Source organism: Actinomadura sp. NTSP31, assembly GCF_041951385.1.
Taxonomy (GTDB): Bacteria; Actinomycetota; Actinomycetes; order Streptosporangiales; family Streptosporangiaceae; genus Spirillospora; species Spirillospora napierensis.
Map to the genome: position 1 here is coordinate 74,798 of NZ_JBGNUT010000008.1, position 13,653 is coordinate 88,450.

Below are 13,653 nucleotides of genomic sequence, written 5' to 3' on the forward strand. Positions count from 1 at the left end.
ACACCGTCACCGAAACGCGGCACTTCACCGACGGCGACCGTGTGCGCCGGGCCTCCGGGAGGCCGTCCTAACGGACCAGGGCCTTGACGTCGATGTCGATCGGGAAGGGCACGTCGACCTTCAGGCGGTCGCGGAAGATCCCGGTCGCCACGTAGGCGCCGGTCGCCTTGTCGAGTTCCAGGACGTGGATCGCCGGACGCCCGCTCTCGTTCTCGACCAGCCAGAAGAACTCGATCCCGGCTCTGGCGTACTTGATGCGCTTGGTATCGCGGTCGCGTTCCTCGGACTCCGGCGAGACGATCTCGACGACCAGCAGGACCTCCTCGGGGAGGTAGTACGTGCGCCGGAGTTCCGGGTCCTCCTGCTGGGGACGGTAGACGAGCACATCGGGTTCAGGGCGTTGGCGGCGCCCGAGCTTGACGGTCATGTCCGTGTGCACGCCGGTGCCCTCGGGAATCTGATCTTCCAAGGCGTTCGCGAGTCGCCGCATCACCCTGTCGTGGAAGGCTGATTGCGGCGACATCATGATGAGCGCTCCGTCGATCATTTCGAACCGGGGGCCGTCAGAGGGAAGCGAGTCGAGATATTCGGCGGTCCAGCCTTCCGGCGGGGGACGGAGCCAATCGGGGACCGGTTCGGCGGTCACGGCATCCTCCTACGTCGTCATCCCACCCCTATGTTGACACAGAGGCTCAGGTGGGGAGGGTGTAGCGGCCGTCGTCCAGGGGGTCTACCAGGCCGTCGGCTATGAGGGCGTCCAGGGCGCGTTCGCGTTGGAGGGGGTCGGACCAGACGACGTCGAGGACGGGCTTCTCGACGGGGCCGGAGGCGTCGCGGAGGACGGCGAGGAGGCGGCCGCGGCACTGGCGGTCGGTGCCCGCGTAGGTCTGGCCCTTGCGGGGCGGGCCGTCGTAGGCGGGCCGGCCGTTCAGGTGCCAGGTGCACTGGGACAGGACGGGGCAGTCGACGCAGCGGGGCGTGCGGGCGGTGCAGACCAGGGCGCCGAGCTCCATGACGGCGACGGCCCAGCGGGCGGCGGTCGGCGGGTCGGCGGGCAGCAGGCCCTCGGCGAGCGTCACCTCGGCCCTGGTCTGGGCCTTCGGCGGGTACTCCACGCCGGAGACGAGGCGCGCCAGGACGCGGCGGACGTTGGTGTCGAGGACGGCGTGGCGCTGCCGGAAGGCGAAGCTGGCGACGGCGGCGGCGGTGTAGGCGCCGATGCCGGGCAGGGCCAGCAGGTCAGCGTGGGACGCGGGGACCTCGCCGCCGTGCCGGTCGGTGATCGCGCGGGCGCTCTCGTGGAGGCGCAGCGCGCGGCGCGGGTAGCCGAGCCGGCCCCAGGCGCGGACGGCCTCACCGGACGGTTCGGCGGCGAGCGCGGCGGGCGTGGGCCAGCGGTCCATCCAGGCCTGCCAGACCGGCAGGACGCGGACGACGGGGGTCTGCTGCAGCATGATCTCGCTGACGAGGACGCCCCAGGGGGTGGCGCCGGGGGCGCGCCAGGGGAGGTCCCGGGCGTTCGCCTCGTACCAGTCGAGGATCGGGTCGGTATAGGTGGAGTTCATGGCGGATCGCCATTGTGGCACGCGGCGGGCGCGGCGGTCAGACGTAGCGTTCGAGGATCGACGACTCGGCGAGCCGGGACAGCCCCTCGCGGACGCTGCGGGCCCGCGACTCGCCGACGCCGCCGACGGCCTGGAGGTCGTCGATGCTGGCGGCGAGGAGCTTCTGCAGCCCGCCGAAGTGCTCGACGAGCCGTTCGACGACCATGCTGGGCAGCCGCGGCACCTTGGCGAGCAGCCGGAACCCCTTCGGGCTGACCGGCAGGTCGAGGGCGTCGGGCCCGGCGAAACCCATCACCTCGGCGACCGTGGACAGGTCGAGCAGCTCGTTGGCCGACAGCGTGTCCAGCGCGGACAGGATCGCGGTGACGCCGCGGGCGCGGGTGTCGTCGGACGGGTAGTCGCGGACGATCAGCTCCCGGTCGACGTCGACGCCGGAGACCAGCTCGTCGAGCTGGAGGGAGAGCAGCCGGCCGTCGGTGCCGAGCTCGACGACGTAGCCCTCGATCTCGTCGGCGATGCGGCGCACCATCTCCAGCCGCTGCACGACGGCGCTGACGTCCCGGACGGTGACGAGGTCCTCGATCTCCAGCGCGGACAGCGTGCCGGACACCTCGTCCAGCCGCAGCTTGTAGCGCTCGAGGGTGGCGAGGGCCTGGTTGGCCTTGGACAGGATCGCCGCCGAGTCCTCCAGGACGTAGCGGATGCCGTCGAGGTAGAGCGCGATGATCCGCATCGACTGGCTGACCGAGATGACCGGGTGGGGCGTCTGGCGGGCGACGCGCTCGGCGGTGCGGTGCCGGGTGCCCGACTCCTCGGTGGGGATGGTGGAGTCCGGCACGAGGTGGACGGCGGCCCGCACGATGTGGGAGTGGTCGTTGTCCAGCACGATCGCGCCGTCCATCTTGGCCAGCTCGCGCAGCCGCGTGGCGGAGAACTCGACGTCGAGTTCGAAGCCGCCCGAGCACAGGTCCTCGACGGCCTGGTCGTAGCCGAGCACGATCAGCCCGCCGGTGTGCCCCCGCAGGATGCGTTCCAGGCCGTCGCGTATCTGCGTGCCCGGGGCCACCGCGGCGAGCGTGGCGCGGCGTCGTTCGTCATGAGCCTTGTCGTGTTCTGGCACCTGGCCCCCGGAGGTCGCTGGACGGCGTCAGTTTACCGAGGAGGGCGGCGGCCCGGTTCCTCCCCTGGTCGCAAACGCCTGACGCGTGCCGTAATACTCTGGCGTTACCCGCGTCAGGGCGCGGTAAAGGCGACCTGGAGGGCCTGTTGCAGGCTGTCGACCTCCATCACCTTCATGCCCTCGTAGCTGCTGAGCTGCGGGTCGGCGCGCTTGAGCGGCGATCCGTCGGCGAGTTCGAGGGAGCCGCGCGGGACGACGGCGTGCTTGAAGCCGAGCCGCGCCGCCTCGGCGAGCCGCCGCTGCACGCCCGGGACGACGCGGACCTCCCCGGCGAGGCCGACCTCGCCGAGCGCGATGAGGCTGCTGGACAGCGCCTGCTCGACGGTGGACCCGGCGACGGCGAGGCCGAGCGCGAGGTCGACGGAGGTCTCGGCGAGCCGGACGCCGCCGACGGTGGAGACGTACACGTCCTGCTCGTGCATGGAGATCTTGCAGCGCTGGGCGAGGACGGCCAGCACCATCGCGACGCGGGAGGTGTCGAGGCCGGACGTGGCGCGCCGCGGCGCGGGCAGGTGCGACTTGGCGACGAGCGCCTGCACCTCGGCGACGAGCGGCCGGCGGCCCTCCAGCGTGACGGTGACGCAGGTGCCGGGCACGGGCTCGTCGCGGCGGGTGAGGAACAGCCCGCTCGGGTCGGGCAGCCCGACGATCCCGACCTCCGACAGGTCGAAGCAGCCCAGCTCGTCGGTCGGGCCGTAGCGGTTCTTGACGGCGCGGATCATCCGGAGCCGGGAGTGCCGGTCGCCCTCGAAGTACAGGACGACGTCGACGAGGTGCTCCAGCAGCCGCGGCCCCGCGATCGCCCCCTCCTTGGTGACGTGGCCGACCAGCACGACGGTGATGCCGCGCTCCTTGGCGATCCGGATCAGGTTCGCGGCGACCTCGCGGATCTGGGTGACGCCGCCGGGCGCGCCGTCGACCTCCGACGTCCCGATGGTCTGGATGGAGTCGACGACGAGGAGGGTCGGTTCGACGGTGTCGACGTGCCCGAGGACGGCGGACAGCTCCGTCTCGGCGGCCAGGTACAGGTCGTCGGTGATGGCGCCGACGCGGTCGGCGCGCAGCCGGACCTGCTCCGCCGACTCCTCGCCGGTGATGTACAGGACGCGCCTGGCGCTGGCGGGCGCCTGCCGCGGGATGTCGGTCTTCGGCGGCGTGGACGCCAGGGCCGCGACCTCCAGCAGCAGCGTCGACTTGCCGATGCCGGGCTCGCCCGCCAGCAGCAGCACGGCCCCGGGCACGATGCCGCCGCCGAGGACGCGGTCCAGCTCGTCGAGCCCGGTGGGCCTGGTCTGCGCGTTGTGGACGTCGACCTGCCCGATCGGCTTGGCCGGCGTGCTGACGGGCCCGGCGGTCACGACCCGCGCGGGGGTGGCCGAGGCCGCCTCGGTGACCGTGCCCCACGTCTGGCACTCGCCGCAGCGCCCCACCCACTTGGAGGTCTGCCAGCCGCATTCGGAGCAGCGGTAGGCAGCCTTCGCCGTCTTCGCCTTCGCCATGGGGCGAAACTCTAGAGGCCCGGTCGGACAGAACTAGGCGGTCGCGCTCTTGCGGGCGCGTTCGATGAGGTCGCCGAGGTGGTCGGAGACGACGCTGGGACGTTCGAGCATGGCCATGTGGCCGGCGGTGGGGACGACCTCCAGCCGGGCGGACGGGACGCAGCCGGCGATCTTCAGGCTGTGCTCGACCGGGGTGAGCATGTCGTTCTCCGCGCCGATGACCAGGGTGTCGGCGGCGCCGAGGGACGCGCAGTCGCTGATCACCTCGGTGGTGACCATCGAGTGGAAGAAGTCGATGAGCGCGTCCATCCGGGTCTCGGTCATCATCTGCTCGGCGAACGCGACGGCGGCGGGGCTGGCGTCGGGGCCGTAGGCGATCAGGTCGAGGATCAGCGTGGAGCCGTCCCGGCCGAGGTGGCGGACCTTCTCGATGCCGGCGGAGCCGGCGCCGAGGGCGCGCAGCGCGCGGGGCAGGACGCGCTGGGTGGCGCGGGCGAGCAGCGCGGGCATCCCGAGGGTGACCTCGCCGAGGCCGCCGGACGAGGTGCACAGCAGCCCGATCGCGGCGATCTTGTCGCCGACCAGGCCGGCGTTGGCGTCGGCGTAGCGCATCGTGGTCATGCCGCCCATCGAGTGGCCGACCAGGACGACGGGGGTGCCGGCGGGGACGGTGGCCTCGATGACGGCGCCGAGGTCGCCCGCGAGGCGGTCGAGGCTGTAGCCGTCGCGGTCGCCGCCGTCGGAGCGGCCGTGGCCGCGCTGGTCCCAGAAGACGAGCCGGCCGAGGCCGCGCAGCGCCTTGCGCTGGAAGTGCCAGGAGTCCTGGGTGAGGGTCCAGCCGTGCGAGAACACGATGGCGAGGTCGGTGCGGTCCTCGCCGTCGATCTCGGCGTACAGCCGGGTGCCGTCGTCGGCGCGGACGGGGACGGGGCGGCCGCGCAGCGAGCCGAACGGCTCGCCCGCGTAGGGGTCGGGCCGCAGCTGGAGGCGGCGGACGGCGCGGCGCTGCAGGGCCAGCCCCGCGCCGGCGCCGGCTCCGGCGAGCGCGGCGGCGGCGACGACGCCGCCCAGCGCCTTCGCCCGGTGGGCCCGGTGGGCCTGGGGGGTGGTCCCCGCAGGGGCGGCACTGCTGGTCCTGGCGGCACGGCCCATGGCCGGTTCCTCCGTTCCTTCGGGCGGACGCCGGCCGGGGGTCGGGGGCGGCGTCGCGGGCGCCTGCGGCGCCGGTGGTGGTCCGGCGCCAATTGTTGTACGCGGGGTCCAAGAGTGGCCACAGCGGGACGGCGACTGTGACGGACTCGTCAGTAACCTCAGGCGCAACGCCACCACAGATTGACCGCGTAGTCCACTTCGAGACCGGGATGCTCGCGCAGGAACTCCGCCGCGAGCCCGGCGGGGAACTCGATCCGCAGCACCGCCGCGAGGTCGTCCCGGCTGCCGAACGACCACTTGATCATCAGTGGCTCGCGGGTGAAGCCGCGCCGCGTCCAGAACCGCTCGACCGCCTCCGGGTCGTAGGACGGCAGCCCGCGCCGGAACCAGCGGCCGAACGTGGAGCGCGTCGCGTCGTTGTCGATGATGAAGACCGCGCCGCCGCGGCGGACGACCCGGTCCAGCTCCACGAGCCCCGGCTCGCAGCCCGGCCCGAAGAAGTACGCCCACCGCACGTGCACGACGTCCACCGACGCGTCCGGCAGCGGCAGCGCCTGCGCCGCGCCGACACGGACGGTCACGTTGGGCAGATCGCGGACGCGGCGCGCCGCGGCACCGGCGAGGCCCGCGTGCGGCTCGACGCCGATCACCCGGCCGGCCTCCGCGGCGAAACGCGGCAGGTGGTAGCCGGTGCCGCAGCCGAGGTCCAGGACGGTCGCCCCGGCCCACGGGCGGATCGCGCGCATCGCCGCGTCCAGCACGCCGTCCGGATCCACCGCGCGGTTCTCCAGCTCGTAGACCTGCGGGGAGTTCCAGATGTTCGGGCTCGGCACGGCGCCCGGCGCGATCTCGGCCACGGGGACAGAGCGTAGCCGCGCCCGCGCCGGGGCCCGCGCGGCGCCCGCGGCGCGGGCGCGCAAAGCAGCGCGGATCACTCGGGGCGAGGGTTTCATCACCGGCGCGGGCGCATAGGCTTTCCTTTACGAACACTGCTCTCATGGACCCAGCCGAGCGATCATTCCTGGCGAGGAAGCCTTGACCCCGCAGCACAACGGCGCCTACTCACCGGCTCTGCGCGTGCCGGACGCACCGATCACGCTGTCCACCGCGTCGGTCTACCCGGAGAAGGTGCCGAGCGCCTTCGAGATCGCCGCGCTGCTGGGCTACGACGGCATCGAGGTCATGGTGTCCACGGACGCCTCCTCGCAGGACCTGAACGTGCTGCGCCGGCTGTCGGACTACCACCAGGTCCCGATCAAGTCGATCCACGCGCCCTGCCTGCTGCTGACCCAGCGGGTCTGGGGCCGCGAGCCGTGGGGCAAGCTGGTCCGCTCCAAGGAGGTCGCCGAGGAGCTCGGCGCCGACGTGGTGGTCGTCCACCCGCCGTTCCGCTGGCAGCGCGACTACGCCAAGGAGTTCGTCGAGGGCCTGGCCCGCATGCAGGACGAGACCGACGTGCTGTTCGCGGTCGAGAACATGTTCCCGCTCAAGGCGCGCGGGGCCGAGGCGGGCATGTACCTGCCCGACTGGAACCCCGTCGACCAGGACTACCCGCACGTGACGCTGGACCTGTCGCACACCGCCGTCTCCGGCTCGGACGCCCTCGGCATGGCGGCGAGCCTGGGCGACCGGCTCCGCCACATCCACCTCGCCGACGGCGTCGGCATCACCAACAAGGACGAGCACCTCGTCCCCGGCCGGGGCAGCCAGCCGTGCGGGCCGATGCTGGAGACGCTCGCCGAGTCCGGGTTCCGCGGGCACGTCGTCCTGGAGGTCAACACGCGCCGCGCGTCCAGCCGCGCCGAGCGCATGGAGGACCTGGCCGAGGCGCTGGCGTTCGCCCGGCTGCACCTGGCCGCCGCCGACCACACCTGGCAGGTCACCTCGGGCGGGGAGGTCACCCGCCGGGGAGTCCGGTGACGGACGCGACGCGTTCGGGCCGGGCCGCGTCCGCGCGGGGGCGCCGCCCCGGGCCGACCGAGACGCGGGAGGCGATCCTCGCCGCGGCCCGCGAGATGTTCGCCGAGAAGGGCTACGACGGGGCGTCGCTGCGGGCGATCGCCCGCGCCGCGGGCGTCGATCCGGCGCTCGTGCACCACTTCTTCGGGACGAAGGAGGGTGTTTTCGTCGAGGCCATGCGCTTCCCGGTGGACCCGTCGGTGCTGCTCCCGCAGCTGCTGGCGCTGCCCGCCGAGCGGCTCGGCGAGACGATCGTCCGGACGTTCCTGCAGATCTGGGGCGACGCCGACCGCCGCGCGCCGCTCCTGGCGATGCTGCGCTCGGCGATGACCAACGAGCGGGCGGCGGCGCTGATGCGCGAGTTCGTGACGTCCGCGCTGATCGGACGGGCCGGAGCGGCCACCGGCGTGCCGCACCTGAACATCCAGGCGGCCGTCGGGCAGATGATCGGCGTGATGATCCTGCGGTACGTGCTGCGCGTCGAGCCGATGGCGTCCGCGAGCGAGGACGAGCTGGTCGAACTGGTCGCCCCGACGCTCCAGCGCTACCTGGGCTGAGTCCTCCCGCACCCGCGTCCCGCGCCCGCGTCCCGCACCCGCGCCCCCGCGTCCGGCACCCGCGTCCCGTACCGGGTGCTCCGGCACCCCTTGACCCGGCCCCCGCACGGACTTAAATTCAACACATGATGAGTTCAAGTCCCGCCGTCAGCGTGCGGGACCTGCGGGTGGTGCGCGGCGGCCGCGAGGTCCTGCACGGGCTGAGCTTCGACGTCCCGCGCGGCTGCGTCCTCGGGCTGCTCGGCCCGAGCGGCTGCGGCAAGACCACCGTGATGCGGGCGCTCGTCGGCGTCCAGATCGTGCGCGGCGGCCGGGTCACCGTCCTCGGCCAGGACGCCGGGTCGGCCGGGCTGCGCGACCGCGTCGGCTACGCGACGCAGACCCCGGCCGTGTACGCGGACCTGACCGTCGCCGAGAACCTGCGCTACTTCGCGTCCGTCCTGCGCGCGCCGCGCGGCGACGTGGACCGCGTCATCGAGGAGGTCGGCCTGGCCGGCGCCCGCGACCAGCCGGTGGCGACGCTGTCCGGCGGGCAGCACAGCCGCGCCAACCTCGCCGTCGCCCTGCTCGGCTCGCCCGAGCTGCTCGTCCTGGACGAGCCGACCGTCGGCCTCGACCCCGTGCTGCGCCAGGAGCTGTGGACGCTGTTCCGCACGCTGGCCGGCCGGGGCGTCACCCTGGTCGTGTCCAGCCACGTCATGGACGAGGCGGGCCGCACCGACCGGCTGCTGCTGATGCGGGAGGGCCGCATCCTCGCCGACGGCGCCCCGGACGCGCTGCGCGAGCGCACCGGCGCCGCCGACCTCGAGGGCGCGTTCCTGCACCTGATCAACGAGACGGCCGGGAGCCCCGCATGAACCCCGCGATCACCCTCGCCACCACGCGGCGCATCCTCGCCCAGCTCCGGCACGACCGCCGCACCGTCGCGCTGCTGATCGCCGTGCCGAGCCTGCTGATGGTCCTGCTGCGGTACGTGTTCCAGGCCCCGCAGGCGTTCGACCGGCTCGGCCCGATGCTGCTCGGCCTGTTCCCGTTCATCGTCATGTTCGTGGTGACCAGCGTCGCCACGCTGCGCGAACGCACCGGCGGCACCCTCGAGCGGCTGATGAGCATGCCGCTCGGCCGGCTCGACCTGCTGCTCGGCTACGCGCTGGCGTTCGGGCTGGCCGCGCTGGCGCAGGTCGGCGTCGTCCTGCTGATCTCGCTGACCTGGCTCGGCCTGGACCTGACCGGCTCGCTCGGCTCCCTGGTGCTCGTCGCGGTGCTGGACGCGCTGCTCGGCATGGCGCTCGGCCTGTTCGCCAGCGCGTTCGCGCGGACCGAGTTCCAGGCCGTCCAGTTCATGCCCGCGCTCGTCCTGCCGCAGGCGCTGCTGTGCGGGCTGATCGTCCCGCGCGACCAGATGGCGGGCTGGCTGGAGGCGGTCTCCCGGGTGCTGCCGCTGACGTACGCGGTGCAGGGCATGCAGGAGATCAGCACGCATTCCGGCTTCACCGGCACCCTGGCGATCGACGTCGCCGTCATCGCCGCCTTCACCCTGGTGGCCCTCCTGCTCGGCGCCGCGACCCTGCGGAGACGAACGGCGTAGCCGGAAGGTTCACCCGGGGGCCGGGACAGGCCTCGACCGGGCGGACGGGTGAAACGCGCCTTAACCGCACTGATCGGGCTGGTAGCTTCTGCGTCCATGACCCCCCGAGACCTCCCCGGCCCCTCCGCGCCGCAGCGGCCCGACGGGGCGCCGCCGCCGCACGCGGGACGCCACGCGTCCGGCGCCCCCGAAGCCCCGGGCATGCCGGCGGGCCCGGGCACCCCGCCCGGCCCCCGCGCGCCCGACGGCCCCGGCGGCCCCGGCGCTCCGGGCGGACCGCAGGGCCCCGGGAACGGTGGGACGGGCGGGACCGGCGACGAGGGTTTCGAGAGCGCGGCGTTCTGGGGCGAGGGCGACGGCGGCGGCGACGGGGAGGGCGGCGAGCGCCGCCGCAAGAAGCGCTGGCCCCGCGTGCTGATCGCGATCGGCGTGTTCTTCGTGCTGGTCGTGGCCGGGATCGGCGGGCTGATCTGGCAGCGCCAGGCGTCCTACAACGGCAACATCCACCGGATCCAGGGCGTCATGCCGGACGGCGGCAAGCGGCCCGGCCCGAACGTCGCCGGCACGGAGAACTGGCTGCTGGTCGGCTCGGACTCGCGCGCCGACGTCGGCACCACCGGGGACGGCACCGGCAACCTCTGGAAGCCGGGCCAGCAGCGCACCGACACGATCATGCTGCTGCACCTGCCGGCGGACCGGAAGAAGGCCTACATCATCTCGATCCCGCGGGACTCCTACGTCGACATCCCCGGGTACGGCAAGCAGAAGGTCAACGCGGCGTTCTCCTTCGGCGGGCCGAAGCTGCTGATCGAGACGCTGGAGCAGCTCGCCGGGGTGCGGATCGACCACTACGGCGCGATCGACTTCGAGGGGTTCAAGTCGATGACGGACGCGCTCGGCGGCGTCACCGTCACCATCAAGCAGAGCGTGTACGACCCGGCCCGCAAGAAGCAGTGGAGCGCCGGCGAGCAGAAGCTGAACGGCGAGGAGGCGCTGCTATTCGTCCGGCAGCGCTACAACCTGCCGAACGGCGACTTCGACCGGATCAAGCGGCAGCAGGCGTTCCTCGGCGCGCTCGCCAAGCAGGCCGCGGACGGCGGCACGCTCAGCAACCCGCTGAAGCTCGACCGGTTCCTGTCGGCGTTCACCAAGTCGATCAGCGTCGACTCGAGCGAGTCGGCGGGCGACCTGCGCTCGCTGGCGCTGAGCCTGCGGCACCTGCGCGTCGGGGACGTGACGTTCCTGACGGCGCCCTACAAGGGGACGGGGATGCGCAACAAGCAGAGCGTGGTGTTCCTGGACCCGACCAAGGCGAAGGCGCTGTTCAACGCGGTGAAGACGGCCGGGATGCCCGAGTACGTGCAGAAGTACGGCGGCGGGCACGGGGTCGGTACGGTGTCGTGACCCCGGCCGTCGTGACCCGGTTGCCCTGACCCGGTCGTCGCGAAAGGGGCGTCGTGATCGGCGCGCCGGTCCGGGCATACCCTGGAAACCAGGGGCGGCGCCTGTGAAGGAGCGGGCCGTCCCGCCGGACAAGGGGTTGCCACCAGTGCTTCGTCAGGCGTTGCTGTTCGCGTCGCGCAGAAACGGCGCACGCCGGATCATGGAGACCGCGCCGTTCACCGGCGACGTCGTCCGGCGCTTCGTCGCCGGGGAGACGATCGAGGACGCGGCGCGCGTCACCGGGGACCTGACCGCCGAGGGCCTGCTCGTCACGCTGGACGTCCTCGGCGAGGGCACCGAGGACGGCGGCCGGGCCGGCGCGAACGCCGACCACTACGTGGGGCTGCTCGAACGCCTCGGGACGGCCGGGCTGGGCGCGCGCGCCGAGGTGTCGGTGAAGCCGTCGGCGATCGGCCTGTCCATCAGCGAGGACCTCGCCCTGGAGAACGCGCGCCGCATCTGCGGGGCGGCCCGTCCCGCCAGTACCACCGTCACGCTCGACATGGAGGAGCACACCGCGGTCGACGCGACGCTGCGGATCCTCCACGAACTGCGCCGCGACTACCCCGACGTGGGGGCGGTCATCCAGGCGTACCTGCGGCGGGCCGAGGAGCACTGCGCCGAGCTGGCGTACGAGGGGTCCCGCGTACGGCTGTGCAAGGGCGCCTATGCCGCGCCCGAGGCGGTGGCCTTCACCGACAAGGAAGAGATCGACAAGTCGTACGTGCGCTGTATGAAGGTCCTGATGGCGGGCAAGGGCTACCCGATGCTCGCCACCCACGACCCGCGCCTCATCGACATCGGCGGTGCGCTGGCGGTGCTGAACGAGCGCGACGCCGACACGTTCGAGTACCAGATGCTCTACGGCATCCGCTCGCAGGAACAGCGCCGCCTGGCCGGGAAGGGCGCGCAGGTCCGCGTGTACGTCGCCTACGGCCGGGAGTGGTACGAGTACTTCATGCGGCGGCTCGCCGAGAGGCCGGCCAACCTCAAGCTGTTCGCCCGTTCCCTCGTCGGGAAGGCCTGAACCGGCCCCGATAGGGTGGTGCGGTCACTGGACCCCCACGTCAAGGTATGCCGATGATCGCGATTCTGGGTGCCGGGAAGATGGGCGAGGCGCTGCTGTCCGGAGTGCTCCGGGCCGGCCGCCCCCCGTCCGAGCTGGTGGCGACCGCGCGCCGCGAGGAGCGCGCGGCGCTGCTGCGCGAGCGCTACGGCATCGAGACGGTGTCCAACGCCGACGCCGCCGCCAAGGCCGGCACCCTGGTCCTCGCGGTGAAGCCGCAGGACATGGGCGCGCTGCTGGACGAGGTCCGCCCGCACGTCGGCGTCGACCGGCTGGTCATCTCGATGGCGGCGGGCATCCCGACGGCGTTCATCGAGGAGCGGCTGCCCGCCGGCGTCCCGGTGGTCCGGGTCATGTCGAACACGCCCGTCCACGTGGACGAGGCGATGAGCGTGATCTCGGCGGGGTCGCACGCGGCCGAGGAGCACCTGCGGCTCGCCGAGGAGCTGCTGTCGCCGGTCGGGAAGGTGCTGCGCATCCCCGAGTCGCTGCAGGACGGCGCCACGGCGCTGTCGGGCAGCGGGCCCGCGTACTTCTACTACCTGGTCGAGGCGATGGTGGACGCCGGGATCCTGCTCGGCATGCCGCGCGCCGCCGCGCTGGAGATGGTGATCCAGTCCGCGGTCGGCGCCGCGGTGATGCTGCGGGACTCCGGGGAGCACCCGGTGCTGCTGCGCGAGGCCGTCACGTCGCCGGGCGGGACGACGATCTCCGCGATCCGCGAGCTGGAGCGGCACGGGGTCCGGGCGGCCGTCCTGGAGGCGATCGAGGCGGCCCGCAACCGGGGCCGCGAGCTCGCCGGCGGCTGACCCGCCGCCCGCCCCGGGGCGGAAAAGTTCAATTCCGAATGATCCGGTTGATCCGGGCAGGGGTGCGGGGACGTGTTAGGGAGTATGGGACTCATACTCCGACTGCTGGTCGCCGCGGGACTCGCCGCGGACGCCGTCGTGCACTGGAGGTTCGCCCCGGAGATGGCGTTCGTGAAGGGCGGATCCATCGACGGCGACCTGCTCTTCCGCATCCAGGCCGGGGCCGCCGCCGTGGTGGCGGTGATCGTCCTCACCTATGCGGCCCGCTGGTCGTACGCGCTGGCGTTCCTGGTGGCCGCGAGCGCGGTCGGCGCGCTGCTGCTCTACTACTACGTCGACGTGGGCGCGCTCGGTCCGCTGCCGAACATGCACGAGCCCGTCTGGTACACCGAGAAGACGGTGAGCCTCGTCGGCGAGGGCGTGGCGGCGGTGGCGGCGGCGATCGGCTTCCTCACCGTCGGGCGCAGGCCCCGCGGTGGCGAGGCGGCCCACGAGCACGAGCACGAGCACGCGTTCTGACCGGCGGCCCGGTCCGGGATCGGCGCACGCGGGGTGACCGGCGGTTTCCCTAGCGTGGCTAATGATCTTGATTTCCGGGTGGAACGAGGCTTTCCGCGGCTACCATCCCGATTGATCTTGAAATCGTCGGGGGAGACGCGGATGGACGAGTGGCGGAAACGGGACGCGGCCACGCCGCGCGCGGAGGTCCCGGTGGAGCGGACGCTGCTGCACCGGGCCCTGATCAGGCTGCGCGTGCCCCGCTTCATGGCCGACCACGCGGCGGCGCTGCTGGCCGCCCACCTGCGCTCGCGCCGCAAGCGGGACGACCGCTGAC

The 13,653-nt window shown here is 72.9% G+C and carries 15 protein-coding genes; 9 read left to right on the forward strand and 6 right to left on the reverse strand.

All coding sequences use genetic code 11. The features are described from left to right. Window positions 1–67 precede the first annotated feature (67 nt). The 6 genes from ACA514_RS15625 to ACA514_RS15650 form a co-directional block, all read right to left on the reverse strand. Complete coding sequence (locus ACA514_RS15625; protein WP_375041840.1) at window positions 68–646, reverse strand: Uma2 family endonuclease; 579 nt, start codon at window positions 644–646, stop codon at window positions 68–70. A gap of 46 nt (window positions 647–692) precedes the next feature. Continuing rightward, window positions 693–1,565, reverse strand: a complete 873-nt coding sequence (locus tag ACA514_RS15630) for an A/G-specific adenine glycosylase (RefSeq protein WP_375041841.1) — start codon at window positions 1,563–1,565, stop codon at window positions 693–695. 37 nt (window positions 1,566–1,602) lie between these two features. Beyond that, a complete protein-coding gene (gene disA, locus ACA514_RS15635) occupies window positions 1,603–2,685 on the reverse strand; it encodes a DNA integrity scanning diadenylate cyclase DisA (RefSeq protein WP_375041842.1) in 1,083 nt (360 codons plus the stop codon). A 113-nt stretch (window positions 2,686–2,798) separates the two neighbouring features. Beyond that, window positions 2,799–4,244: a DNA repair protein RadA gene (radA, locus tag ACA514_RS15640; RefSeq protein WP_375041843.1), complete on the reverse strand. Its 1,446-nt coding sequence runs from the start codon at window positions 4,242–4,244 to the stop codon at window positions 2,799–2,801. Window positions 4,245–4,277: 33 nt separating this feature from the next. Continuing rightward, window positions 4,278–5,396, reverse strand: a complete 1,119-nt coding sequence (locus ACA514_RS15645; protein WP_375041844.1) for an alpha/beta fold hydrolase — start codon at window positions 5,394–5,396, stop codon at window positions 4,278–4,280. Window positions 5,397–5,554: 158 nt separating this feature from the next. Continuing rightward, window positions 5,555–6,253, reverse strand: coding sequence for a class I SAM-dependent methyltransferase (locus tag ACA514_RS15650; protein WP_375041845.1), 699 nt, complete (start codon window positions 6,251–6,253; stop codon window positions 5,555–5,557). Between the two features lie 178 nt (window positions 6,254–6,431). Here ACA514_RS15650 and ACA514_RS15655 point away from each other — a divergent pair, with 178 nt between their 5' ends. The 9 genes from ACA514_RS15655 to ACA514_RS15695 all read left to right on the forward strand — a co-directional run bounded on the left by ACA514_RS15655 (window position 6,432) and on the right by ACA514_RS15695 (window position 13,652). Next, on the forward strand, window positions 6,432–7,316 hold the full coding sequence (locus ACA514_RS15655; RefSeq protein WP_375041846.1) for a sugar phosphate isomerase/epimerase family protein: 885 nt from the start codon (window positions 6,432–6,434) through the stop codon (window positions 7,314–7,316). Beyond that, window positions 7,313–7,912, forward strand: a complete 600-nt coding sequence (locus ACA514_RS15660; protein WP_375041848.1) for a TetR family transcriptional regulator — start codon at window positions 7,313–7,315, stop codon at window positions 7,910–7,912. Before ACA514_RS15655 ends, ACA514_RS15660 begins: the two co-directional genes overlap by 4 nt. A gap of 125 nt (window positions 7,913–8,037) precedes the next feature. Next, window positions 8,038–8,769 carry an ABC transporter ATP-binding protein gene (locus ACA514_RS15665; RefSeq protein ID WP_375041849.1) on the forward strand — a complete coding sequence of 244 codons (732 nt, stop codon included), beginning with the start codon at window positions 8,038–8,040 and terminating at the stop codon, window positions 8,767–8,769. After that, window positions 8,766–9,500 carry an ABC transporter permease gene (locus tag ACA514_RS15670; protein ID WP_375041850.1) on the forward strand — a complete coding sequence of 245 codons (735 nt, stop codon included), beginning with the start codon at window positions 8,766–8,768 and terminating at the stop codon, window positions 9,498–9,500. The genes ACA514_RS15665 and ACA514_RS15670 overlap by 4 nt, the downstream gene beginning before the upstream one ends. A gap of 96 nt (window positions 9,501–9,596) precedes the next feature. Next, window positions 9,597–10,904 (forward strand): LCP family protein, encoded by a 1,308-nt coding sequence (locus tag ACA514_RS15675; protein ID WP_375041851.1) that lies wholly within the window; start codon window positions 9,597–9,599, stop codon window positions 10,902–10,904. A gap of 145 nt (window positions 10,905–11,049) precedes the next feature. Continuing rightward, window positions 11,050–11,970, forward strand: a complete 921-nt coding sequence (locus ACA514_RS15680) for a proline dehydrogenase family protein (RefSeq protein ID WP_375041852.1) — start codon at window positions 11,050–11,052, stop codon at window positions 11,968–11,970. 53 nt (window positions 11,971–12,023) lie between these two features. Then, window positions 12,024–12,818, forward strand: a complete 795-nt coding sequence (gene proC, locus ACA514_RS15685; RefSeq protein ID WP_375041853.1) for a pyrroline-5-carboxylate reductase — start codon at window positions 12,024–12,026, stop codon at window positions 12,816–12,818. A gap of 84 nt (window positions 12,819–12,902) precedes the next feature. Then, window positions 12,903–13,337, forward strand: coding sequence for a hypothetical protein (locus ACA514_RS15690; protein WP_375041854.1), 435 nt, complete (start codon window positions 12,903–12,905; stop codon window positions 13,335–13,337). 141 nt (window positions 13,338–13,478) lie between these two features. Next, complete coding sequence (locus ACA514_RS15695) at window positions 13,479–13,652, forward strand: hypothetical protein (protein WP_375041855.1); 174 nt, start codon at window positions 13,479–13,481, stop codon at window positions 13,650–13,652. Window position 13,653: the final 1 nt, after the last annotated feature.

What these genes read in the sequence shown, in the direction of transcription:
- ACA514_RS15645 (WP_375041844.1), bottom strand. Translation starts at nt 5,396, where the DNA reads ATGGGCCGTGCCGCCAGGACCAGCAGTGCCGCCCCTGCGGGGACCACC.
- ACA514_RS15665 (WP_375041849.1), top strand. Translation starts at nt 8,038, where the DNA reads ATGATGAGTTCAAGTCCCGCCGTCAGCGTGCGGGACCTGCGGGTGGTG.
- ACA514_RS15675 (WP_375041851.1), top strand. Translation starts at nt 9,597, where the DNA reads ATGACCCCCCGAGACCTCCCCGGCCCCTCCGCGCCGCAGCGGCCCGAC.
- ACA514_RS15695 (WP_375041855.1), top strand. Translation starts at nt 13,479, where the DNA reads ATGGACGAGTGGCGGAAACGGGACGCGGCCACGCCGCGCGCGGAGGTC.
- ACA514_RS15690 (WP_375041854.1), top strand. Translation starts at nt 12,903, where the DNA reads ATGGGACTCATACTCCGACTGCTGGTCGCCGCGGGACTCGCCGCGGAC.
- proC (WP_375041853.1), top strand. Translation starts at nt 12,024, where the DNA reads ATGATCGCGATTCTGGGTGCCGGGAAGATGGGCGAGGCGCTGCTGTCC.
- radA (WP_375041843.1), bottom strand. Translation starts at nt 4,244, where the DNA reads ATGGCGAAGGCGAAGACGGCGAAGGCTGCCTACCGCTGCTCCGAATGC.
- ACA514_RS15670 (WP_375041850.1), top strand. Translation starts at nt 8,766, where the DNA reads ATGAACCCCGCGATCACCCTCGCCACCACGCGGCGCATCCTCGCCCAG.
- ACA514_RS15630 (WP_375041841.1), bottom strand. Translation starts at nt 1,565, where the DNA reads ATGAACTCCACCTATACCGACCCGATCCTCGACTGGTACGAGGCGAAC.